Origin of the sequence: Caballeronia sp. LZ019, from assembly GCF_031450825.1 — a bacterium.
Taxonomy (GTDB): domain Bacteria; phylum Pseudomonadota; class Gammaproteobacteria; order Burkholderiales; family Burkholderiaceae; genus Caballeronia.
This window is the reverse complement of the sequence record NZ_JARTVZ010000003.1, coordinates 396,813-419,723: the sequence shown is the minus strand read 5'-3', so window position 1 is coordinate 419,723 and position 22,911 is coordinate 396,813. Positions and strand designations below refer to the sequence as shown.

Here is a 22,911-nt window from a genome sequence, read left to right as displayed (position 1 = left end):
GCTGCGAACCCGTGTTCGAGCAAGCTCCGTTCCGTTACATCGCCTTGCAGACGGACGCCGTTGGTCAAAACAAGGACAAGCGCGTCCGCTATCGGGCAAGCGACGCGTAAGCGGGCATCACCGCCTCGATGAACGCATCGGCGGGCATCGGCTTGCCCAGCAAGTAGCCTTGAAGAATGTCGCAGCCGACTTCGGTCAGATGCTTGCGCTGCTGCCGCGTCTCCACGCCTTCCGCGACGATTCGCAGATTCAGTGTCCGCCCGAGCGCCACCACCGCCGATACGATCGCCGCGTCCTCGGTGCCGTGCGACAGTTGCCGCACGAAACCGCGATCGATCTTCAGTTCCGTCGCCGGCAGCCGCTTGAGGTAAAGCAGACTCGAATAGCCGGTGCCGAAATCGTCGATGGCGATCTGCACGCCGGTATGCCGCAGCTGTTCGAGCACCGCGAGGCTCACGTCGACGTCACGCATCGCGGTGGATTCCGTCACTTCGAGAATCAGGCAATGCGCGGGCAGATCGTGGCGGCGCAGCACATCCTGCACGGCCTGCACGAGACCGTCGTCGATGAACTGCAGCGGCGACAGGTTCACCGCGATGCTCCAGTCGGCGTGCCCCGCGCGATGCCACAGCTTCAACTGGCGGCAGCTTTCGTCGAGCACCCACATGCCGATCGGCACGATCGCCCCGGTCTTCTCCGCGAGCGCGATGAACCGGTCGGGCGACAACACCCCCCGCACCGGATGATTCCAGCGCAGCAGCGCTTCCGCCCCGACCGCCGCGCCGCTCAGCGCCCCGAACTTCGGCTGGTAATGGAGGACCATTTCCCCGGCCGCAAGCGCCGAACGCAACTCATGCGCGAGCTGCATCTGCTCGTAGACGTCGGCCTGCATCGACGGTTCGAAGAAGCAGCAACTGCCGCTGCCGAGCGCCTTGGCGTGGTACATCGCTGCATCGGCGTTGCTGAGCAGCGCTTCCGGGTCCGCGCCGTTGTCCGGATAGATGGCGATGCCGATGCTGAGCGAGATGCGGACATCGTGGCCTTCCACCTGAAACGGCGCTTCGATGGCCTGCGTCAGCGCCTGCGCGACGGCCGCCGCGCCAGTCGCATCCTCCACATCCGAAAGAAGCACGAACTCGTCGCCGCCGACGCGCGCGATCGTATCGTGCGATTGCAGCGCATCGCGAAGCCGCCGCGACACGTCGACGAGCAGCTTGTCGCCGACACGATGCCCGAGCGCGTCGTTGACCGCCTTGAAGCTGTCGAGGTCCATGAACATCAGCGTGAAACGGCCTTTGGCGTGCCGCGCGCCGCGGACCAGTTGTTCGAGCCGGTCATCGAGCAGCACGCGGTTCGGCAGGCCGGTGAGACTGTCGTGAAGCGCGAGGAACGCGAGTTCCTTGTTGGCCTCCGCGAGCGATGCCGCGAGCACCGCCGTGCGCGCTTCCATGCGCAGATCGAGCACGGAGATGATGAGCGCGATGGCGATCACCGCCAGCGTCACGAGAATCACCACGAGCGCGAGCCACGCGGGATCGGCGCCGTCCTGGGCGGCATCGCAGACGCTGCCGAGCGGAAAATGCGCGGCCGCCATGCCGGTGTAATGCATGCCGACGATCGCCACGCCCATCACGAGCGATGCAATCCCGCGAAGAAAGAGCCTGCCCGACGCCTGCCGCAAGCGGAACGCGATCCACAGCGCCGCGCCCGAAGCGACGATGGCGATGGTGACGGACAACACGACGAGCGCCGGTTCGTATTCGATGCCGGGCCGCATCCGCATGGCCGCCATGCCGGTGTAGTGCATTCCTGCGATGGCCGGCCCCATCAGCAATGCGCCGACGATCAGCCGCGAGACCGGAAGCGTTTTCTGGCCGACGAGCCAGAGCGCGAACATCGACGCCGCGACGGCGATCAGCAGCGACAGCAGCGTGATCGCCGGGTCATAGCCGAGCGCGATCGGCAAGTTGAACGCGAGCATGCCGATGAAGTGCATCGACCAGATGCCGAGGCCCATCGCGCACGCGCCGCCGATCATCCACCAGCGCGCGGCCCGCCCTTGCGCGAGCGCGATCCGGCCGGCCATGTCGAGCGCGGTATAGGCGGCCAGCATGGCGACAAGCAGCGAACAAACGACCAGCAGCGGGTTATAGGTATTGGCGAGCATCGGCCGTTATCGTTGGAAGCGCCGATCTTCGATCATCGCTCGTAAGGGGGAATCAAGGGACAGGGGTTTCGGCCGCCGGCGCGCAAAACGCCCGAAACCACGAGAAGACGCGGCCCTACGAGCAGGCAAGTATGTTGCCAAGCAGCAGCCTTGGCAATCGAAAACATTCATAGGACTGGCTTTTCGAGAGCGGGTCCCGGCTCGGGTGACGGCGGCCGCACGCCGCACTTGAGCATTGGCGCCTGAGCGGCTTGAATGGAGGGAGACCGCAACTTCGGATTTCCGCGATGATCTTCCGCCAGCTTTTCGATGCCGCTTCTTCGACCTACACCTATCTTCTCGGCGATGCCGGCGAGGCGCTCTTGATCGACCCTGTCTACGAGCAGGCTCCGCGCGATCTCGCGCTTCTGGACGAACTCGGCCTGCGTCTGTGCGCGACGCTCGACACGCATGTGCATGCCGATCACGTGACGGGCGCGTGGCGGCTGCGCCGGCGATGCGGCAGTGCCATCGCGCTTGCGGAAGCGGCGGGCGCGGAGGGCGTGGACCGGCCTTTGAAACATGGCGATCGCATCGGCTTCGGCGGCCGGCATCTGACGGTCCGCGCGACGCCGGGCCACACCAACGGCTGCCTGACTTACGTGCTCGACCATCGGCGCATGGCCTTCACCGGCGACAGCCTGCTGATTCGCGGCTGCGGCCGCACCGATTTCCAGCACGGCAGCCCGCGCCAGCTGTTCGCATCGGTTCACGAGCAGATTCTGACGCTGCCGGACGACTGCCTGCTCTACCCTGCGCATGATTATCGGGGCATCACCGTGACGAGCATCGCCGAGGAGCGGCGGTTCAATCCGCGCCTCGGCGGCGATGTCGATATGGGCGACTTCGTGGGCCACATGAGCCATCTCGACCTGCCGCATCCGAAGCGGATGGCCGTGGCGGTGCCTGCGAACCTGCGCTGCGGGCAGCCCGAAGCCGGCGCGCAGGCCGACGACGTCCCGGACTGGGCGCCGCTGACGCTACGTTTCAGCGGCGTATGGGAGATCGAACCGATGGCGTTGCTGGAGCAGGAAAACGCGCTGCAGATAGTGGATGTGCGCGAGGCGCCCGAGTTCATCGACCGGCTGGGGCATCTGCGGGGCGCGAAGCTCGTGCCGCTCTCGCAGTTGACGAGCCGGCTCGACGAGCTGGATCGCGAGCGGCCGGTCGTGACGGTGTGCCGCTCGGGAGTGCGGTCGGCTCAGGCGAGCGTGCTGCTGACCAAAGCCGGATTCGGCAAGGTGGCCAACCTCGCCGGGGGGATGCTGAGGTGGAAGGCGGAGGGGTTGCCGGTGGAAGCGGATGCGGCCGTGCCGTGACCGGCTGGTTCGTTACGCCGCCTCTTGGGCGGCACGGCGCCCTGCCGGCTTTGCGAGGCCCAGGTGGCCGCGCAGCGTATGGCCTTCGTATGCGCGACGGAAAATGCCGCGCTGCTGCAGTATCGGCACGACGCCTTCCGTGAATGCTTCGAGCCCGTCGGGCAGAACGTCCGGCATCAGATTGAAGCCATCGGCGGCGCCGTTCTCGAACCAGTGCGCGATGTCGTCGGCGATCTGTTCCGGCGTCCCGACGATCACGCGATGCCCGCCGCCGCCCGCCAGCGCCCGCACCAGTTCGCGCACCGTGTAGCCATGCGCGCGCGCCTGCGCGAGCGTCGCGTTGAAGAACGTGTGATTGCCGTTGCCGTTATTGGGCAGCGGCAGATCGTCCGGCAGATGCTTGTCGAGCGAGAGAGCATCCACCGGCACGCCGAGCGTCCCGGCCAGCCGGTTCAGGCTGTAGCGCCACGGAATCAGGTCGACGAGCTCGTCGCGGCGGCGCAGCGCTTCGGTCTCGGTCGCGCCGATGATTGTGGTCAGCCCGGCGAGCACCTTTACCGCGTTCGGGCCGCGGCCATAGCGCGCGGCACGTGCATTCAGGTCTTCGCGATACGCCCGCGACTCATCGAACGACTGCGACGCCGAGAACACCGCTTCCGCGTGACGTGCGGCGAGATCGCGCCCGTCGCCGGATGCGCCCGCCTGCACGAGCACCGGATGGCCCTGTGCCGAGCGCGGCAGGTTCAGGGCGCCCTGCACGCCGAAGAAGCGCCCGCGATGCGCCGCGGGATGCAGCTTGCCGAGATCGACGAACCGGCCGCTCGCCTTGTCCGCGATGAACGCATCGTCTTCCCAGCTATTCCACAGCGACTTGACGAGCGTGGCGAACTCGTCGGCGCGGGCATAGCGTTGCGCGTGATCCGGAACGGCATCGAGACCAAAGTTGCGCGCGGAAGGCAGGTCCGCCGTCGTCACGATGTTCCATCCCGCGCGCCCGTTGCTGACGAGGTCGAGCGTCGCGAAACGCCGCGCAATGTTGTACGGCTCGTTGTAACTCGTCGATGCGGTCGCGATCAGCCCGATATGCGTCGTCGCGGCGGCGATGCTCGTGAGCAGCAGCGTCGGTTCGAGCGCGGTGATCGGACGCAGGTCGAGCTGATCGGAAATCGCGGCGCTATCGGCGAGAAAGATCGCATCGAGACAGGCGCGTTCCGCAATTCGCGCGACGCGCACGTAATGGTTCACGTCGATGAAAGCGCGCGGATCGGCATCGGGCACGCGCCACGCGGACGGCACGAAACCCGAGTGCAGCGCGTTGATGTTCAGATGCAGCTGGCGCGGAAAATCGCCGCTCATGGAAGCCTCCGGTTCGGATGATGGGCGAAGCGCGTCAGAACACGCGTCCTTCGGTGAGATGCGTGGTCACGCCGTTGAGCTCGTAGTCGCCGATGACGCGCGACTTGTGCAGCAGCGGGTTGTGACTGAAGATCGTGCGCAGATTGCGCCAGTGCCGGTCGAAGTTATGCGCGCGCGCCGTCGCCGACGCGCCGCCCGCCTCGAACATGCGCTCGGCTGCGTGGAGCGCCAGCTTGCTGACGACGAGCTGCGTGCGCGCGGTGGCCAGCGCGCCTTCCAGCACGAGCGCATCGGCATCGGCGCTGCCGTTCCGGATGGCACGCGACGAGCGGTCCAGCACGCGTGCGTTGTCGCGCACCAGTGCATCGATCGCATGGCTGTGCGCCGACAACTCGCCGACCACCTGCTGAATGAAGCCGTCTTCCCGGGCCGACGGTGCGGCGCTGTGCAGCACCGGACGCCCGTGACGAAGCACGTAGCGCTTTGCATCGGCCACGACGTTGCGCACGATGCCCGCCGCCACCGCCACCAGATGCAACTGCCGCAGCGCGCCGCCGTGGCGTCCGGCGAGCGTCGTCAGCGTGCGCGGCGCGACTTCGTCGGCGCGCACGAGCAGGTCTTCGAACACGAGGCTGCCGCTCGCGGTCATGCGCTGTCCCATGCCGTCCCAGTCGTCGAGCACGTTCAGTCCTTCGCGCTGCGTCGGCACGATGGCGATGACCGGCGCGCCGTTTTCGTCCTGCACGTTGAGACGCGCATAGTCGGAAAATGCCGTGCCCGTCGCGTAGTACTTGCGGCCGCTCAGGCGATAGTGGCCGCCGTCGCGCGTGAGCTGCGTCGTGATTTCGCCGGGCCTCGACGTGCCCGCTTCCGTTGACGCGCCGCCGAAGACCGCACCGTCCGCCACGCGTCGGATCTGCAGTTCGTTGAACGGCGTGCGCGGCGACAGCAACAGCGCTTCAGTCTGGTCGAAGTGGATGCGCAACGCATGCGCGACGTTGCTCTCATGCGCGGCAAGCGTCGATATCACGTGAAAGACATCTTCGAGCGAACCGCCGAAGCCGCCCCACTCCTCCGGCAGACGCAGCTTGCCGAGCCCCGATTCGCGAAAGCGCGCGAACGCTTCGAACGGCAGCTCCCGACGCGCTTCGCGCGCCGCCGCTTCTTCTCCGATCGCGGCCGCGAGCGCGGGCAGCGCATCGAGCGCCTGCTGCAGGGCGGGTGAAGCCGAAGGGGTGTGATGTTCCGGCATCTCTTTTCCTTGTCGAGTCATGTTTTATGCGGCTTGCGCGTCGAACCGGTTGACGGGAACCGCATCGAGCAGCGCGCGGGTGTAGGCATGCCGCGGTGCGCGCCAGATTTCGCGATGATCGCCGCTCTCGACGATCTTCCCGCCATGCATCACATGCACGCGATCCGCGATATAGCGCACGACCGACAGGTCATGCGAAATGAAGAGATACGCGAGGCCGAGATCGCGCTTCAGTTCGACGAGCAGGTTCAGTATCTGCGCCTGGATGGAAACGTCGAGCGCCGACACCGGTTCGTCGCAGATCAGAAGGGCAGGCTCGAGAATCAGCGCTCGCGCAATGCCGATGCGCTGACGCTGGCCGCCGGAGAACTCGTGCGGGAATCGCCGCAGGGCGGCAGCCGGCAGTCCGACCCGATCGAGCATCGCGGCGGCGCGGGCGCGGCGTGCGTTCGTATCGGCGATACCGTTGACCGCGAGCACGGTCTCGAGAATCTCGCCGACGCTGCGGCGCGGATTGAGCGATGCATACGGGTCCTGAAACACCATCTGCACGTGTCGCCGCAACGGGCGCAATGCGCGTTCCGAAAGCGGTGCGATATCGTCGCCATCGAGCAGGATCGATCCGCTCATGGAAGGCACGAGACGCATGATCGCCTTCGAGAGCGTCGACTTTCCGCATCCGGATTCGCCGACGAGACCGACCGTTTCGCCACGCGCGATATCGAACGAGACACCATCGACGGCGCGCAGCGCGCCCTTGCCGTGCCGATGCGCGTAGTCCACTCGCAGGTCTCTCACCGACAGCAGCGGCGCGGCGCTGGTCTCATGCGCAGTCGATACGTCCGCACGCGGCGCGAGCGGTATCACGTTGAACGCGGTCGCGCCGTCATCGGTCGATGCGTGGCGGATCTCGGGAAGCTTCCAGTCGCGATAGTGAAGGTCCGTCGCCACGTTCAGCGATGTGCCGAGCAAGCCGCGCGTGTACGCATGCCGCGGCTCGGTGAAGAGGCGTGCGACGGGCGCTTCCTCGACCTTCTCGCCGGCGAGCATCACCGCGACGCGATCCGCGTGTTGCGCGACCACGCCGAGGTCGTGCGTGATGAGCATCAGCGACATGGACAATTCGCGCTTCAGCTCATCGAGCAGTTCGAGGATGCGCGCCTGAATGGTCACATCGAGCGCGGTGGTCGGTTCGTCGGCGATCAGCAGGCGCGGACGGCACGCGGCTGCCATCGCGATCATCACGCGCTGCCGCTGCCCGCCCGACAACTCGTGCGGATAATCGGCCGCACGCCGATGCGGCTGCGGAATATGCACGAGATCGAGCAGTTCGACCGCGCGCCGCTGCGCCGCCGGTTTCGACAGCGATTCGTGTTGACGCAAGGTTTCCACGATCTGCGCGCCCACCGGCAGGACCGGATTGAGCGATGTCATCGGCTCCTGAAAGATCATCGATATCTGACTGCCGCGCAATGCACGCATGTCGCGCGGCGGGAGCGTCAGCAGTTCGCGTCCGTCGAAACGGATGCTGCCGCTCACACGCCCCGGCTCGGGCAAGAGGCGCATCAGCGAGAGCGCCGTCGCTGATTTGCCGCAGCCGGATTCGCCGACGAGGGCGAGCGTCTCGCCTTCCGCGATATTGAAGTCGATGCCTCGCACGGCGCGATGCGCACCGAAACTCACGCGCAGATCGCGCACTTCGAGAAGATGGGCCACGTTCGGTTCCGGTGATTCAGTGATTCACGCGCGTTCACGCAAGCGCGGATTGAGGGCGTCGTTGAGTCCGTCGCCGAGCAGGTTGAGCGCGAGCACGGCGAGCACGATGGCCGCGCCGGGGATCGCCGTTAGGTACCAGGCGGTGCGCAATGCATCGCGGCCCGCGCCGATCATGCCGCCCCATGTGACGACGTTCGGATCGCCCATGCCGAGAAACGACAGCGACGATTCGATGAGGATGGCGCTCGCCACCATCACCGATGCGGTGACGATCACCGGCGGCAACGCATTCGGCAGGATTTCGCCGAAGATGATGCGCGCGTTCGAAAAGCCCTGACTGCGCGCGGCCAGAACGAAGTCGGCCTGTCGCAGCGCGCGGAACTCGGCGCGCACGATGCGCGCGACCGTCGGCCACGATGCGATGCCGATGGCGAGCGCGATGATCGTCACGCTCGGCCGCCCGATCGCCACGATGACGATCACGAGCAGGAACGACGGCACCGTCTGGAAGATTTCGGTGATCCGCACGAGCACGTCGTCGAGCACGCCGCCGAAGTAGCCGCCGGCCGCGCCGACGAGCGTGCCGATCAGGAGGCCGATCGCCGCCGCCGATGCCCCGATCAGCAGCGAGACGCGCGTGCCGTGCCCGATGCCTGCGGCGACATCGCGGCCGAGCGAATCGGTGCCGAAGCGATACGCCGGATCGCTGCCCGGCCATTCGAACGGCGCCGCGACCATGTCGAGCGGATCGCCGGGAAAGAGATGCGGCGCGGCAATCGCGAGCACGGCGAACGCGGCCAGCAGCAGCACGCCGGCAAGCGCGGACGGGTTACGCAGCAACCCTCGCCAGACACCGCGCGATGCGCGCGCAGATGGCGCCGTTCGTGCGCGCCGCATGCCGAACAGCGTGCCTGCAAGCTGATTGCGCCAGGCCGAGCCGTTGCGGGCGGAAGCTGGGAGGTCAGTGGAATCGGAAGCCATACGTCGTCGATAAAAAGTCATGCGATGCGCGGATCGAGCCACGCCTGAAACAGATCGACCAGCACATTGGCGACGATCACGAGAAACGACGAAAGCAGCAGCACGCCGAGCAGCACGCTGAAATCGCGAGCCATCACCGCATCGAGCGCAAGCCGGCCGAGGCCCGGCCAGCTGAACACGGTCTCGGTCACGGCCGCGCCGCCGAGCAAGGTGCCGAAGTGGATGCCGATCATCGTCGTGAGCGGCATGAGCGCATTGCGCAACACATGACGCAGCGACACCCGCAACGGATGCAGCCCCTTCGCATGCGCGGTGCGCGCGAAGTCCTGACGCTGCACTTCGAGCATCGCGGCACGCGTGAGACGCGCGTAGATCGCGACGAAGAAGGTCGCCAACGTGGTCGCGGGAAGCAGCACGTGCTTCGCGACATCGACGACATGCCCTATCCCATGCAGTTGCGCGCCGACGGTCACATCGCCGCCGCTCGGCAGCCACCCGAGGCGCACCGAAAAGAGAACGATGGCAAGCAGGCCGATCCAGAACCCCGGCGTCGAATACAGCAACAGCGCAAGCACCGACAGCACGCGATCGGGCCACTTGCCCGCCCAGTGCGCCATGATCGCGCCGAGCACGATGCCCGCGACGATCGCCATGCCGAGCGCCGTGCCCATCAGGATGAGCGTGTTCGGCAGCCGCGCCAGGATGAGCTGCATCACAGGCGCGTCGTAACGCGGCGAGTAGCCGAGACTGCCGTGAGCAAGGTGTGAGAGATACGACCACAACTGATGCAGCACCGGCTGATCGAGACCGAACTTCACGCGCAACGCCTGCAGCGTCTCCGCGGTCGCCGAGCCGGACTCGCCGGCGATGACATCGGCTGCATCGCCGGGCATCAGCTTCAGCAGAAGGAAGTTGAGAATCACGATGGCGAGCATCGCGGGCACCGCCTGCCATGCCGTGCGGCGCGCGATTGCGCGAAGGCGCGTGCGTCGGTTCATGTCGCGTGTCCTCAGGCGCTCAGCCACACATTGGCGAGATTGCCCTCGAGCCCTTGCGCGGACACGGTATGGTCATGCACGCGGCGGTTGGCGAGTGTGACCATACGCGGCGCGATCAGATTGAGGATCGGCAAATCGCGATACACGATCTGCTGAAACTGCTGATACAACGCGACACGCTTCGCTTCGTCCGTTTCGACGGATGCCGATTCGAGCAACGCATCCACTTGCGGATTGCTGTAGTGCGGCGCATTCGAGAACGGCACGCCGGGGCGGATGTTCTTCGACCAGTAAAGCCGCTGCACGCCCACGCTCGGATCGAAAAGCGTGTTCACCCCGATGCTCGTGAAGTCGAACTGCCGGTCCGCATACACGCGCTTCAGAAACGACGGCAAGTCCTGCGAGCGCACCGTCACGTCGATGCCCACGCGCGCAAGCGCGGACTTCACGTAATCCGCCTGCCGCCGGTACATGTCGCCATACGGGAGATAGTCGTGCGTGAGCTGAAAGCGCGGGCCGCCGTCTTTGCGCGGATAACCCGCCGCGTCCAGCAGTTTCTCGGCGGTCGCGGTGTCGAACGCATAAGGGGTGAGCTTCGCGTCGTGATACGGCGAGGCGGGCGTGATCGGCGTCGGCGACAGATCCGCGTATCCGTAGGCGATCGTCTTCTGCACGATCTGCGGATTCACTGCGTGGGCGATGGCCTGCCGCACGCGCAGGTCTTTCAGGATCGGATGCGCGAGGTTGAAATCGATCTCGCCTTGCGGCTGCAGGAAGCGATAGCCGCGCGTTTCCACCGCGAGCTGCGGCAATTGCGTGAGGCGCGGCAAATCCGACAGCGGCACCGGGTTTTCGCCGCCGAGATCGAGCGAACCCGTTTCGAAGGCGGCCGAACGCGCGGCGGCATCCGGAATGACCTTGAGGACGAGCGAATCGATGTACGGCTTGCCCGCATCCCAGTAGTCCGGGTTGCGCTCATAGATGATATTCGCGCCGCGCGTCCACGACTTGAAGCGGAAGGGCCCGGTCCCGATGGGCGCGTTGTTATGCGGATTCGTCAGCGGATCGCCGGACGCGTAAAGATGCTTCGGCACGATCGGCGATTCCCCCGCCGACAGCGCCTTCAGCAGATAAGGCGCGGGCTTCGACAGTTCGATGACCGCAGTCCGGGCGTCGGGCGTTGAGATGCGCGTCACGTTGGCGAAGGTGCTGCGGCCGCGCGGATGAATGGACTTCAGCAGATCGATGGAGAAGGCGACATCCGCCGACGTGAACGGCTGGCCATCGTGCCACTTGACGTTCTCTCGCAGCGTGAATGTGTATTTGAGACCATCGGGACTTACGTTCCAAGCGGTGGCGAGTTGCGGCCGGGGTTTGAGATCGAAGTCGTAGGCGAGCAGCCCTTCGATGACTTTCGAGCTTGCGACAAGTGCCGGTCCGGTCGTCTGGAAGATCGAAACCAGCACGGGCGGCTCGGGATTGATCAGCATGTTGAGCGTGCCGCCGCGTTTGGGCGCCGCGCCCTGATTCTGTGCGAATGCCAGCGAAGACAGACCCGTCGATGCGATGGCCGCACCGGATGTAATCAGGAAGTCACGTCGATTGAAGCCTGCCATGTAATGCCGTTCCTTTGCGTGTCGTTGAGCGTCCGGTTTGCCGTTGCGCGTGCAGAACGTGCTGCTGCCGCAGCGCTTACGGTAAAACGGACCGCCTGCCAAAGGAACGAATGCTTATGCATAACTAAAGCGCGCGTCATCGAATAAGCTAGTGCGGCGAATCGCTATGCGAGCGTAAGCACGAAACCGAACCGCGCCGTCTTTCGCCCGCCCTCCTCGCCGGTGGCGACCAGCAGCCTTCGATCGAACAGCGCATCCCGCGCATTGCCCGGCTCATCCGGAAAGTACAGTTGCGTGGTGAGCATCGCCCCGCCGGGCGGCTGCACGTTCACATGAAAGTGCCGCGTGCGCCCCGGATACAACCCCGGCACGATCGTCTCCAGCCGATACCGCCCCTCGCCATCCGCGAACTGATGCCCCCGCAGCCGAAAACCGTCGACGTCGTATTCGCCGGTATCGTCGGCATGCCAGAAATCGAGCAGCGCGCCCGCCACCGGCCTGCATTGCGACGACCACACGCGGCCGCTCAATACGACCTTCGTCCCGTCGATGCCCGGTTCCAGTAGCGATGTCCGTTGCGGGGAGCGCGGCAGGAAGAACGGGCCCGCCGTCTGCCGCCGCGTCGGCGCGTCTCCGTCGCGGCAGGCGGGCGTCGCAGCGAGCGCCGTCCTTGCATCGCCGAAAGCCATCATCAATAGCGCGGACGGCACGACACGCGACTCCAGCAAGAACCTGCGCCGCCCCTGACTCACGAATCGTTTCGACATCGAAGACGCCCCTCACTGTCTCGTTTGCGCGCCACGCCATATCCGGCACTCCTGACGGACGACCTCATGCAACGACCGATGCGCGCCGTAGACACGCCGCAGCCACGTCGCATCGCTCTGGCCATCGGTCACGGCGCGCCGGATTTCATCGAGGCCCTCTTCCGCGCCGAGCGCACGCCCATGCGGCGCGATCGCGTCGAGCGTGGCAAGGATGTCGTCGCGAATGAGGCCGCTTTGCCCGGTCTCCGGATTCACGCAGGCGCCCTCCAGCCCGAAGCGGCAGGCCATGAACCGGTTCGTCCGATACACCTCGTAATCGCGTTCGGTGAGACGCAGCGGCTCGTCGACGAGGACATATCGCGCGAGCGCCTGTATGTACGCGGCAATCGCGGCGGCCCATTCGACCCGCAGCGGCGTATCCATCACGCGCACTTCGATCGTCCCGTAGCCGGGGCTCGGACGAATGTCCCAGTAGAAATCCTTGAGGCTTTTCACGAGGCCCGTCTTCGTCATGCGGTCGAAGTACTGTTCGAACTCGGACCACTTGGTGACGAACGGCGCCTGCCCCGACAACGGAAACGGCGCGACGGAATTCAGTCGCGCGCACTGGAACCGCGTGTCGCTGCCCTGCACGAACGGAGAACAAGCCGCCAGCGCGATGAAGTGCGGGACATAGCGCGACAGCGAATGCAACAGCACGAGCGCCGAGTCGGCATCGGCGCAGCCCACATGCACGTGCTGGCCGAAAATCGTGAACTGTTGATAGAGCGCGCCGTACAGGCCCATCAGATATTCGGAACGCGCACGCCCGTCCGAACGCTGGTCGTACCAGTTCTGAAAGAAGTTCGTGCCGCCGCCGCATACGCCGACGTTCAGAAAGTCGGCCGCGCGAACCAGGGTATCGCGAAGGCCCAGCAGTTCGCTTCGCGCCTGCTCGAAGTTGCGGCAAATACCGGTTGACAGCTCGATCATCCCTTCCGTCGTTTCGGGATTGATCGCGCCCGCGAAAGTCTCCGCGCGTACGCGGTTCAGCAGTTCCGTCGTCGCCTTCGTCAGGTTGTAGTCGTGCGTGTTGACGAGTTGAACCTCGAGTTCGACGCCGATCGTGAACCAGTCCGAGGAGGCGAAAGGCTGCAGCATGACGTGTCCTGTTGAACGGGGACGAAGGCGGTACGCGGTGCCTTTGATTCTAGGCGTCGCCTTTCAGTTTGCTAAGGCCGATGTTGCAAACGCACGGAGCATCGTCTGGCACGAGGCACAGCGGTACGATAGCGTCACCGTCCCTCGCCGGAAAAAAGCACGCTCATGCCTCAGCGCCTGCCTCCGCTCAACGCCCTGCGCCTCTTCGAAGCGGCGGCGCGGCACAACAGTTTCAAGCTCGCCGCCGCCGAACTGAACCTGACGCCGGGCGCGGTGAGCCACGGCATCGGCGCGCTGGAGGAGATGCTCGGCGTCGAACTGTTCGTGCGGGAAGCGCGCGGCCTGTCGCTGAGCGCGGCGGGCGAGCTGTATCTGCCGTATATCGCGGAAGCGTTCGGGCTGATCGCCATCGGCACGCAATCGCTGCCGGGCCGGCGCAAGCGCCGCTCCGTCTCCGTTACCTGCGCGCCGACGCTCGCCGCGCGCTGGCTCGTCCCGCGTCTCGCGGACTTTCGCACGCGCTGGCCGAACGTCGATGTCAGCGTGGACACGTCCCGCCGCCAGGCCGGCTTTCCCGTCGACGGTTTCGATTTCGGCCTGCGCCTGAGCCGCGGCCCGGTGGACGGCGCATCGTGGCTGCGTCTCTTCGGCGAGCGGCTCGTGCCGGTGTGCAGCCCCGGCTATCGCGCGATGCTGACGGGCGGCGCGGTCATGCCCGATCTCTCGCGCGCCACGCTGATTCACGTCGATACCGCGAGCCAGGACTGGCAGGCATGGATGGACGGGGCGGGCATCGACGGGCTCGACGTGCAAGGCGGGCTGCGCTTCGATACCGTGCAGCTCGCATTCGATGCCGCCGCCGCGGGTCTCGGCGTCGCAATGGGCAGACGGCCGCTCGTCGACCGCGAGCTTGCGGACGGCGCGCTCGTCGAGGCAAGCGGGACGACGATCGAAACGCAGACCGCATACTGGCTATGCGAAGCGCCGCAGAGCAGCGAACGGGCGGAGCGGGCCGCGTTTCGAAACTGGCTGATCGAGCAGGCCACGGACTTCGCCGGGCGTCTTTGAGCGCGCGCGACGACGGTTGAACCGCGCTCATCCGTCAACGAAAACTTTTCGTTTGTCAGCGCGCTCGCTCGCCTGCGACGATGGCCGCAAGGAGGAACGCGATCATGCCGTCCATGACTGATTCGACCTGCACGACCCGTACGAACCGCGCGGCGACCTGGGCGCTCATCGGCGCGGCGGCGCTGATCCTCAGCGCCGCGATGGGCGTGCGGCAGACCTTCGGGCTTTTCATCGGGCCGTTCTCTTTCGACCGGGGGCTGCCCGTCACGCTGATCGCGTTCGCCATCGCACTGCACAATCTCGTGTGGGGCTTCGCGCAACCGTTCGCGGGGGCCGCCGCCGACCGGTACGGGGCCGCCCCGGTCGTCGCGACCGGCGCGGCCACGTTCGCCGCCGGGCTCGCCATCGCCGCCGCGTTGACTTCAGGATGGATGCTCGTGCTCGGCCTCGGGCTGCTGGTCGGCATCGGCATCAGTTGCACGAGTTTCGGCGTGGTGCTCGCCACCGTCGGGCGCGCCGCGTCGCCGCAAACGCGCAGCGTCGCGATGGGCATCGCCAGCGCGGGCGGATCGCTCGGTCAGGTGCTGATGGTGCCGTTCGCGCAGGAAGTCCGCGTGCACGCCGGCGTGCCGGCATCGCTCTATGCGCTCGCCTTCGCGATCCTGCTGGCCGCGCCGCTCGGCATCGTGCTGGACCGTGCGAGCCGAAGTCGGAGCGCGTCCGTTGCAGGATCGCCCGAGCTGCAGGAGGCCGCGATGCCGCTGCGCGATACCCTCGCCTACGCTTCGCGCCATCGCGGCTATCGGCTGCTGACGCTCGGCTTCTTCACATGCGGCTTCCAACTCGCGTTCATCGCGACGCATCTGCCGGGCTATCTGCTCATTTGCCATATGCCGGTCGGCCTCGGCGCGACGGCGCTGGCGCTGATCGGCCTCTTCAACATGATCGGCAGCTGGGGATGCGGCTGGCTCGGCGGACGCTTGCGGCAGCATCATGTGCTCGCGTGGCTGTACCTGATACGCGGCGGCGCGATCGCACTGTTCGTGCTGCTGCCGACGACGAGTGTCTCGGTCGTCGTGTTCGCCGCCGTGATGGGCCTGACCTGGCTCGGCACCGTACCGCTCACGAACGGGCTGATTGCCAAAGTCTTCGGTACACGGCATCTCGGCACGCTGTTCGGCGTCGTGTTCCTGAGCCATCAGCTCGGCTCGTTTCTCGGCGCGTGGCTCGGCGGCTATGTGTTCGATGCGACCGGCTCCTACTCGCTCATCTGGGGCGCGACGGCCATCGCGGGGCTCGTCGCGGCGCTGCTGCACTTCCCTATCGACGACCGCGCAGTCACCATCGAACTGCCGCAGCGCAATCAGGCGCGTGCCTGACCGTGCGATCAATGCGTCTGTTGCTGCCAGCGCAGGATCGGATGCGTGCCGCCCGACGGGATGACCCACGTCCCGTTCGGGCCGAAGTCCCATGCCGGGCCGAAGCTCCGGGCCGTGCTCATCTGCGCCGTCGTGAGGCCGGTCGCGCCTTCCGCCCCGCTGCCGTTCACGCCGATGGTCTTGCCGGTCGTCTGCACATCCCAGAAATTGTTCGATATCGGGCCGCCGTTCGCGCCGATGAATCCGCCGATCGGATTCGGTCCGAGCGGCGTCGCCGGGCCGGTCGCGAACGACTCGCGCACGATGCCGGCGTTATCGCCGACGAGCCCGCCGCTGTCGCCGAGTACGGTGAAGGTCGAACCGGTTGCGTAGGACTGCGCGATGGTTCCGGTGCTGCGCCCGGCGAGCCCGCCGACCGCATCGGCGCGCGAGCCGCCAGTCACCGCGCCGGTGGCGTACGACTGGCTGATGACGCCGGCGTTCGCGCCGACGAGGCCGCCCATCGTCTCCAGCGCGGAGACGTCGGCTGTGCTCGACGACCGTTCGATGGTCCCGCCGTTCACCGCGACGAGACCGCCTCCGGCCAGCGAAGTCACGCCGTCGCCGTTATAGACCGTGCCTGCAGTGTGCACGCCGGCCACGCGCCCGTTGTTTCGCCCCGCGAGCAAGCCGATGTTCGCGCCCGCATATGTCGCGGCGACGCCGTTCACGTTCAGGTTGCGCACGATGCCCCCGGCCGCAATCGTGCTGAACAACCCCGCGTCGCTTCCTGCGGGAGGATCGATGAGACTGAAGCCCGAGATCGTGTGCCCCATGCCGTCGAACTGTCCGCTGAAAGCCGTTTGCGACGGCACGCCGATGCCCGCGAAAGGCGTCGTCAGCGCGATGTCCTTGCCGAGCGCATAGACGCCGCCCGGATCGGCGGATATGGCGTCGAGGTCGGCCCGCGTGTCGACGACGCGATAAGCCGCGAGCTGCGTCGCGAGGCCGCTGTACGGCGCGGCGGTCCACTGGGCGTTCGTCGTGATGGCGCCGGGCGTGTAGGCGGCGTTCATGTCCCGCAGAATCGCGACGATGCCCACGCTATGCGACCAGTCGATGACGCCCGCATTGACCACGCCGCCGCCGTTATCGATGGCGGTCGCGTCCGCGCGCACGGTGAGACTGCCCGCGCCGATATTCGCGATGGTTGCGGACGGCGCAAGCGTGACCGCATGGAATGCGTTCAGCGCAAGCGATGCGCCGCCGTTCCAGCGCACGCTCGCATTCACGTCGATGTCGCCGCTGCTGCCGTTCCTGCCTGTCGTATCGATGGCCACCGATACGCGGTGTGTCAGCGCGTTCGCGAGCGCGCCGGCGGCGCCGGCATCGACCGTGAAGGCCGGGGTAATAAGATTCCACTTCGCGGCGTCGACGGATGCCTGATCGATGTGCAGCGTCGCGCCGTTCATGTCGACGGCGCCGCCGCTCGCGTCCACGTTCGCCGCCGCAATGCGGCCGTGCGCGTGCACTGCGCCGCTCTCCGCGACGAGCCACACGCGGCCCTGGCGCGTCGCGGTGCCGGTCGCGCGCAGTTCGCCGGGGCGTCCGGCGAGCGCGAAGACGTTGCCATCGGCGGCCTGCAGGCTGATCTGCGCGGCGGCGATGGCGCCGGAGGCATCCACGGTGCCACGGCTTCCGGCCTGCACGAACACTTGCTGGCCGGAAGCCGCGTCGTGCAGCAGCACCTGCGTTCCGGCCGCGAGTTCCGCCGTGCCTTGCGGTGCGCTGATTTCCCCGCGATTGAAGACCGCCCGGCGCGCGATCAGGAACACATCGCCGCCGCTCGACTCGATCTTCCCGAGATTCGCCACGACGCCGTCGCCGGTTCCGCCGAGCCTTACATCGCCGCCGGTCATGAAGGCGCTGTTCGACGCATCGAGCGAGGAAGCGACGAAGCGCCCGCCGGTCGTCACCACGCCTGACCGTCCGATCACGACGCCCTGCGGATTGATCAGATAGAGGCTTCCGGTGGCGCTCAGTTTTCCGTCGATGATCGAGCGTTCGAGCCCGGTCACGCGATTGAGCGTCGCGCCCGAGCCGTTGTCGAATCTGACGCTATTGCCCTTGCCGATGGAAAAACTGCGCCAGTCGATCACGCCGCGCGATGTCGTCTGCGTGATGCTGACGGACTGCGCTTGCGTGCTGATCGAACCTTGTCCCGCCACGAACTGCCCGCACTGAGGCAATGGCGGAGCCGCGCCGGCATTCGATGCGAACATCACGGCAAGCGCGATGGAAGTCAGCGAGAAAGCGAAAGGAGCGCCATGCGCTCGCGCGGCAATGCATGACATGACGCACCTCCGTCTGAGGCCATCGAACCGCGGACGCGTGCCGCCGTGCGTTCAAGCATAGTTCATGAACGCTTGGTCTGTGCGTCGGGCTGTTCTGACGAAAGGCAGGCGCGTCTGCGCTGTGGACGATGAACGCATCGGGCTTTCTCGGTGTGCTCGCGGCGCAAAAAGCGTATCTGCGCGATGCCGACGGGTTGAACGATGCAAATGCCAGCACGCAGGCGACCGTCGCGGTGGAGCGATCGGTCGACGGCTGGGATGCGGTGCACGAGCGTGGCGTGGCGCGGCGGACAAGTGGCCGCGATCGAAGCCCTCGTTTTGCGTGCGGCATGCAGCGCGCCACACGCAGCATGCAACACACGAACATCGTCGGCGGCGACGTTATCGAGGCGTTGCGCAGCGTTGAGCGCGCATCTTTTGCATGCGAACGCGCATCGCTTTTTGCATGCGGCATGCGGCATGCAGCACGCCGCATGACCCGCCCGCATTCAAAATGCCGCTCGCCGCTATCCACCCGCCGCAGTTACCCGCCACACCGCGTTGCCCGCGTCATCGGCAATGATGAGCGCGCCGTCTCTATCCTGCGCCAGTCCAACAGGCGCGCCGCGCAGTTCCTTCTCGTCGGCGGTGACGAACCCGGTGACGATCGGCTTCGGCGCACCCACAGGCTTGCCGTTCTCGAACGCGACATACGCGACGGCATATCCCGACAGCGGCGAACGGTCCCAACTGCCATGCTCGCCGATGAACGCGCCACCGCGATATTGCGCCGGCAGGTTATCGCCCGTATAGAACAACAGGCCGAGCGGCGCGACGTGCGAGCCGATCGCGTAGTCCGGCTTCAGCGCCTTCGCGACGAGATCGGGCCGCTGCTGATGCACGCGCTCATCGAGATGTTGTCCGTAGTAGCTATAGGGCCAGCCGTAAAAACCGTGCTCGCGCACCGATGTCAGATAGTCGGGAACGAGATCCGCACCGATCTCGTCGCGCTCGTTCGCGACCGCCCACAACGCTCCCGTGCTCGGCTCCCACTGCAGGCCGGTCGGATTGCGAATGCCCGACGCATAGACGCGGCTTGCGCCGGTCGCGACATCGACCTCCAGCACGGCCGCGCGCCGGTACTCCACCTCGAGACCGTTCTCGCCGACATTGCTGTTCGAACCGACGCCGACATACAGCTTCTTGCCGTCACGGCTCGCCAGCAGCGCCTTCGTCCAGTGATGATTGATCGTGCTCGGGAGATCGGCCAGTTCGACGCCCGGCTGCGCGATGCTCGTCGCCCCGGCCTTGTATGGGAACGCGAGGATCGCATCGGTATCGGCGACGTAGAGGGTATCGCCGATCAACTGCATGCCGAACGGCGAATGCAAATGCTCGATGAACACATGCTTCTGCCACGCGCCGCCGCTTTTGCGCAGCAGCGTGATACGGTTGCCGCCCTTCGCCTCCTTCCCCGAGCGGCTTTGCACCATGCCCGCGACGAGCTGCTTCGGCGTCGTCACCGGTTCTTCCTGCGGGCTGCTCGATTCGGCGACGAGGATATCCCCGTTCGGCAGCGCGAGCACCTGCCGCGGATGCTCGAGGCCCGAAGCGATGTTCTCTATCCTCAAACCGTCCGCGACCTTGGGCGCTTCGCCGCTTTTCCAGCCGACGTGCTTCGGAACCTGCATCGGCGGCGTGAAGAAGTTGCGCGGTCCCGGCAGCGGGGGATTCGCGCCGGCCTGATGCTGCGAATCGTAAGCGGCGTGCTCGTTGCATCCCGCAACGCACAGCGCAACGGCCATCGACAGGACGCCGGTCAACATGGATTTATTCACGGGCGGCCTCCGGCAGGTCGAATCGGTTGAACCTGTCTAGCGCGAGCGCGATCTGGGCGACGCTCAGGAGCGCCACCGTCACGACCGAAAGGATGGTGGCGAGCGGGACCATCGCATAAGCATCGCGGCTATGGACGAATGCATTGACGATCGCGGCCACGATGCCTGCGAAGTTCAGCCAGAAGTCGGTGCGTTCGAGGCCCGTGACTGTCCCGCGCGGGCCGAACCAGACATGGCCGAGGTTGATGAAACGCGGAACGATCGCAAAGAGAACGCCGACGGTGACGAGCCAGGCAGCCGCCTTCGCCCAGAAGATCACGGCGGTGTTCGCGTAGACGATGTCGAAGATGAGCGTGCCAACGAAGAGGCCATACGGGACCGGATTGAGCCAGTCGAAGAGCGCCGTGGCCAGTCGCGAGCGGTATCGCGGACGGAGCGGAATCATGGACGAATCCCTTTGTAGTTGAAGGAAACGGCCATGCGGAAGGTGCACGAGTCGTGCCTGACGAGCAGCCGTCATCGGGATGCGATGCATCGCTTACAGCGGGCTTTTCGTTGTCCGACACGATGCCGACACCACGCCCGTATGAGACGACATGCGGCCGACAGAACCGGCGTCCCGGGGGCGAAAGCAAAAATGCCGTCGCTCGTTGAGGAAGCGACGGCGTCGATACAACACATCCAGGCTGACTTACTTCGCCGCTGCGCCCGCTGCGGCCCAGGCCGGCGCGGTCGCACGGTCGTCGCGCCTTGCCAGCAGACACACGACGCCTGCCGCGATGATGTCGAATACCGCGAGCACGACGAACAGCGGGCTGTAGCCGATGCGCGTCACCAGCACGCCGAAGAGCGCAGTGAAGGCCGCCGCGCCGAGATAGCCGGCCATGCCGCCCATGCCCGTCGCCGTCGCGACTTCGTTCTTGCCGAACATGTCGGACGTGATGGCATACAGCGCACCGGACAAGGTCTGGTGAGCGAAGCCGCCGACGCACAGCAGCGCAACCGCCGCATAAGGACTCGCGACGAGCCCGACGCACGCCGGTCCGACCATGCACAGCGCGCCGACCACGAATACCATCTTGCGCGACGTGAAAAGCGACACCTTCGCGTACTTATGAAAGAGCGGGCTCAGATAACCGCCGAGCACGCAGCCGATATCGGCGGCAAGGAACGGCATCCATGCATACAGCGCGACTTCCTTCAGATTCATGTGGCGCTCGGTCATCATGTAGAGCGGAATCCACGCATTGAAGGTCTGCCATGCCGGCTCGGACAAGATGCGCGGGATGCCGATCGCCCAGAAGTCGCGGCTGCGCAGCATCGCAAAGCGGCTGCGCTTCGCGCCGCCCGCATCGCTGTGAATGGCTTCCTGGCCGGTCAGGATGTAGTCGCGCTCGGCGTTGCCCAGCATCTTCTGCTTGCGCGGATGCTGATAGAGCGCCATCCACAGCACGCACCATACGATGCCCGCCACGCCCACCAGCACGAACGCCAGTTGCCACTCGCCGTGCATCAGCGCCCACACGACCAGCGGCGGCGCGAGCAGCGCCCCGATGGACGAGCCGATGTTGAACCAGCCGATCGCGACGGACCGCTCCTTCGCGGGAAACCACTCGCTCGTCGCCTTGACGCCGGCCGGAATGCCCGCCGCCTCGGCCACGCCGAGCAGGCCGCGGAAGAACGCGAGGCTGCGCCAGCCCGTCGACAACGCCGCCGCCGCGCATGCAAGCGACCACGCGAGCGCGAAGACCACGAAGCCGACCTTGGTCCCGATGGTATCGAGAATGAAGCCCGCCACCGGCTGCATGAACGCATAGCAAAGCTGCCACGCGACCACGACATGCGCGTACTGCTCCGTCGTGACGTTCAGATCCTTCATGAGACTCGGCGCCGCGACCGACAGCGTGTTACGAGCCAGATAGTTGATGATGAGGCCGGCAGCGACGAGGCTGACCATCCACCAGCGAATGCCCTTGATTTTCATGTGAAGTCTCCTCCTGAGCGTCGATGCGGTCAGGCTTGCGCAGCCGTCGAAGCGGACTGACCGCTTGCAGCTGCATCGTTACGCGAATAGTCGATGCCGACGAAGCTGCCGCCCTGGAAACGCTGACCGAGCGCATCGAGCGGATTCGGGCGCGCCAGAATTTCGTCGGCGTAGTCCTCGGCGTTTTGCGTCGGCCGATAGCCGAGGCGTGCCGCGCCGCTGTTGTCCCACCAGCTGCGCGTGTTCGCGGACACGCCCCAGACAGTGAGAAAACCCACGTCGTCCGCTTCGATACAGCGGTTAAGAAAATGCAGCAGGTCCTGATGACCGAACCACGTGCTCAGATGCCGCGGCTCCGTCGGCCGCTCGAGGCAACTGCCGATGCGCACGCAGACGCTCTCGATGCCGTGCTTGTCCCAATACATTCGCGCGAGCGCTTCGCCCCAAACCTTGCTCAGGCCGTAGAAGCCGTCCGGACGCAGTTCCCAATCGAGAGCGAGACGCTCGGTGACGGGGTACATGCCGATCGCATGATTCGAGCTTGCAAAGACGATGCGCTTCACGCCGTGCCGGCGCGCGCCTTCGTACACTTCCACGAGGCCGCGCAGGTTGTTCTCGATGATCTCCGGCAGTGGCCGCTCGACGCTCGTGCCGGCGAAGTGGATCAGTACATCGACGCCGTCCAGCAGCCGGTCGACGACGGCGGGATCGCGAAGATCGCCGTGCATCACATCCTCGCCGACGACCAGCGGCGTGAGGGCTTTCGAGCCGGCAGCCGAGCGCAGCGGAACGCCGCGCGCAACGAACGCAGCGCGGACGACAGCGCCGAGCTGCCCTCCGGCGCCACTGAGAGCGATCTTTTTCATGGAAAACCTTTTCCGGGAAGATGACGATGACGCCGGCGAAGCGGCTGCGCCTTCAGTATCAATGCCTGCGCGAAGTCATACGATGACGTACTATCGCCGACGACCGGCTCGAA

The 22,911-nt window shown here is 66.1% G+C and carries 17 protein-coding genes; 3 read left to right on the top strand and 14 right to left on the bottom strand.

Annotation, left to right across the window (positions count from 1 at the left end; genetic code table 11):
* Positions 1-88: 88 nt before the first annotated feature.
* Positions 89-2,167, bottom strand: coding sequence for an EAL domain-containing protein (locus P9255_RS10420; protein ID WP_309767928.1), 2,079 nt, complete (start codon positions 2,165-2,167; stop codon positions 89-91).
* Between the two features lie 287 nt (positions 2,168-2,454).
* Between P9255_RS10420 and P9255_RS10415 the strand changes: the two genes are divergently transcribed.
* The gene (locus P9255_RS10415; protein ID WP_309767930.1) at positions 2,455-3,525 is read left to right on the top strand and encodes an MBL fold metallo-hydrolase; all 1,071 of its coding nucleotides are present in this window, start codon (positions 2,455-2,457) and stop codon (positions 3,523-3,525) included.
* Positions 3,526-3,537: 12 nt separating this feature from the next.
* Here the strand turns inward: P9255_RS10415 and P9255_RS10410 are convergent, their stop codons facing one another.
* From P9255_RS10410 to P9255_RS10375, 8 genes are all read right to left on the bottom strand, one after another.
* Complete coding sequence (locus P9255_RS10410) at positions 3,538-4,881, bottom strand: LLM class flavin-dependent oxidoreductase (protein ID WP_309767931.1); 1,344 nt, start codon at positions 4,879-4,881, stop codon at positions 3,538-3,540.
* Between the two features lie 34 nt (positions 4,882-4,915).
* Positions 4,916-6,133 carry an acyl-CoA dehydrogenase family protein gene (locus P9255_RS10405; RefSeq protein ID WP_309767932.1) on the bottom strand — a complete coding sequence of 406 codons (1,218 nt, stop codon included), beginning with the start codon at positions 6,131-6,133 and terminating at the stop codon, positions 4,916-4,918.
* 24 nt (positions 6,134-6,157) lie between these two features.
* Positions 6,158-7,849: an ABC transporter ATP-binding protein gene (locus tag P9255_RS10400; protein WP_309767933.1), complete on the bottom strand. Its 1,692-nt coding sequence runs from the start codon at positions 7,847-7,849 to the stop codon at positions 6,158-6,160.
* A 24-nt stretch (positions 7,850-7,873) separates the two neighbouring features.
* Entirely contained in the window at positions 7,874-8,830 is a 957-nt protein-coding gene (locus tag P9255_RS10395) for an ABC transporter permease (protein WP_309789451.1), read from the bottom strand.
* A 17-nt stretch (positions 8,831-8,847) separates the two neighbouring features.
* Complete coding sequence (locus P9255_RS10390; protein WP_309767936.1) at positions 8,848-9,828, bottom strand: ABC transporter permease; 981 nt, start codon at positions 9,826-9,828, stop codon at positions 8,848-8,850.
* Between the two features lie 11 nt (positions 9,829-9,839).
* Positions 9,840-11,444 carry an ABC transporter substrate-binding protein gene (locus tag P9255_RS10385; protein WP_309767937.1) on the bottom strand — a complete coding sequence of 535 codons (1,605 nt, stop codon included), beginning with the start codon at positions 11,442-11,444 and terminating at the stop codon, positions 9,840-9,842.
* Between the two features lie 164 nt (positions 11,445-11,608).
* On the bottom strand, positions 11,609-12,211 hold the full coding sequence (locus tag P9255_RS10380; RefSeq protein WP_309767939.1) for an intradiol ring-cleavage dioxygenase: 603 nt from the start codon (positions 12,209-12,211) through the stop codon (positions 11,609-11,611).
* A gap of 12 nt (positions 12,212-12,223) precedes the next feature.
* The gene (locus P9255_RS10375; RefSeq protein WP_309789450.1) at positions 12,224-13,351 is read right to left on the bottom strand and encodes a YbdK family carboxylate-amine ligase; all 1,128 of its coding nucleotides are present in this window, start codon (positions 13,349-13,351) and stop codon (positions 12,224-12,226) included.
* 165 nt (positions 13,352-13,516) lie between these two features.
* On the opposite strand from P9255_RS10375, the gene P9255_RS10370 reads away from it, so the two are divergent.
* Both P9255_RS10370 and P9255_RS10365 read left to right on the top strand, forming a co-directional pair.
* Positions 13,517-14,419 (top strand): LysR substrate-binding domain-containing protein, encoded by a 903-nt coding sequence (locus P9255_RS10370; RefSeq protein WP_309767941.1) that lies wholly within the window; start codon positions 13,517-13,519, stop codon positions 14,417-14,419.
* Positions 14,420-14,532: 113 nt separating this feature from the next.
* Entirely contained in the window at positions 14,533-15,798 is a 1,266-nt protein-coding gene (locus P9255_RS10365; protein ID WP_404980319.1) for an MFS transporter, read from the top strand.
* A gap of 8 nt (positions 15,799-15,806) precedes the next feature.
* Here P9255_RS10365 and P9255_RS10360 read toward each other — a convergent pair whose 3' ends face one another.
* From P9255_RS10360 to P9255_RS10340, 5 genes are all read right to left on the bottom strand, one after another.
* Complete coding sequence (locus tag P9255_RS10360; protein WP_309789448.1) at positions 15,807-18,131, bottom strand: filamentous hemagglutinin N-terminal domain-containing protein; 2,325 nt, start codon at positions 18,129-18,131, stop codon at positions 15,807-15,809.
* Positions 18,132-18,637: 506 nt separating this feature from the next.
* Positions 18,638-19,948 carry a sorbosone dehydrogenase family protein gene (locus P9255_RS10355; RefSeq protein ID WP_309767946.1) on the bottom strand — a complete coding sequence of 437 codons (1,311 nt, stop codon included), beginning with the start codon at positions 19,946-19,948 and terminating at the stop codon, positions 18,638-18,640.
* A complete protein-coding gene (locus tag P9255_RS10350) occupies positions 19,941-20,393 on the bottom strand; it encodes a DUF2231 domain-containing protein (RefSeq protein ID WP_309767948.1) in 453 nt (150 codons plus the stop codon). The genes P9255_RS10355 and P9255_RS10350 overlap by 8 nt, the downstream gene beginning before the upstream one ends.
* A gap of 246 nt (positions 20,394-20,639) precedes the next feature.
* Positions 20,640-21,932 (bottom strand): MFS transporter, encoded by a 1,293-nt coding sequence (locus tag P9255_RS10345; RefSeq protein ID WP_309767950.1) that lies wholly within the window; start codon positions 21,930-21,932, stop codon positions 20,640-20,642.
* Positions 21,933-21,961: 29 nt separating this feature from the next.
* On the bottom strand, positions 21,962-22,798 hold the full coding sequence (locus P9255_RS10340) for an NAD(P)-dependent oxidoreductase (protein ID WP_309789447.1): 837 nt from the start codon (positions 22,796-22,798) through the stop codon (positions 21,962-21,964).
* Positions 22,799-22,911: the final 113 nt, after the last annotated feature.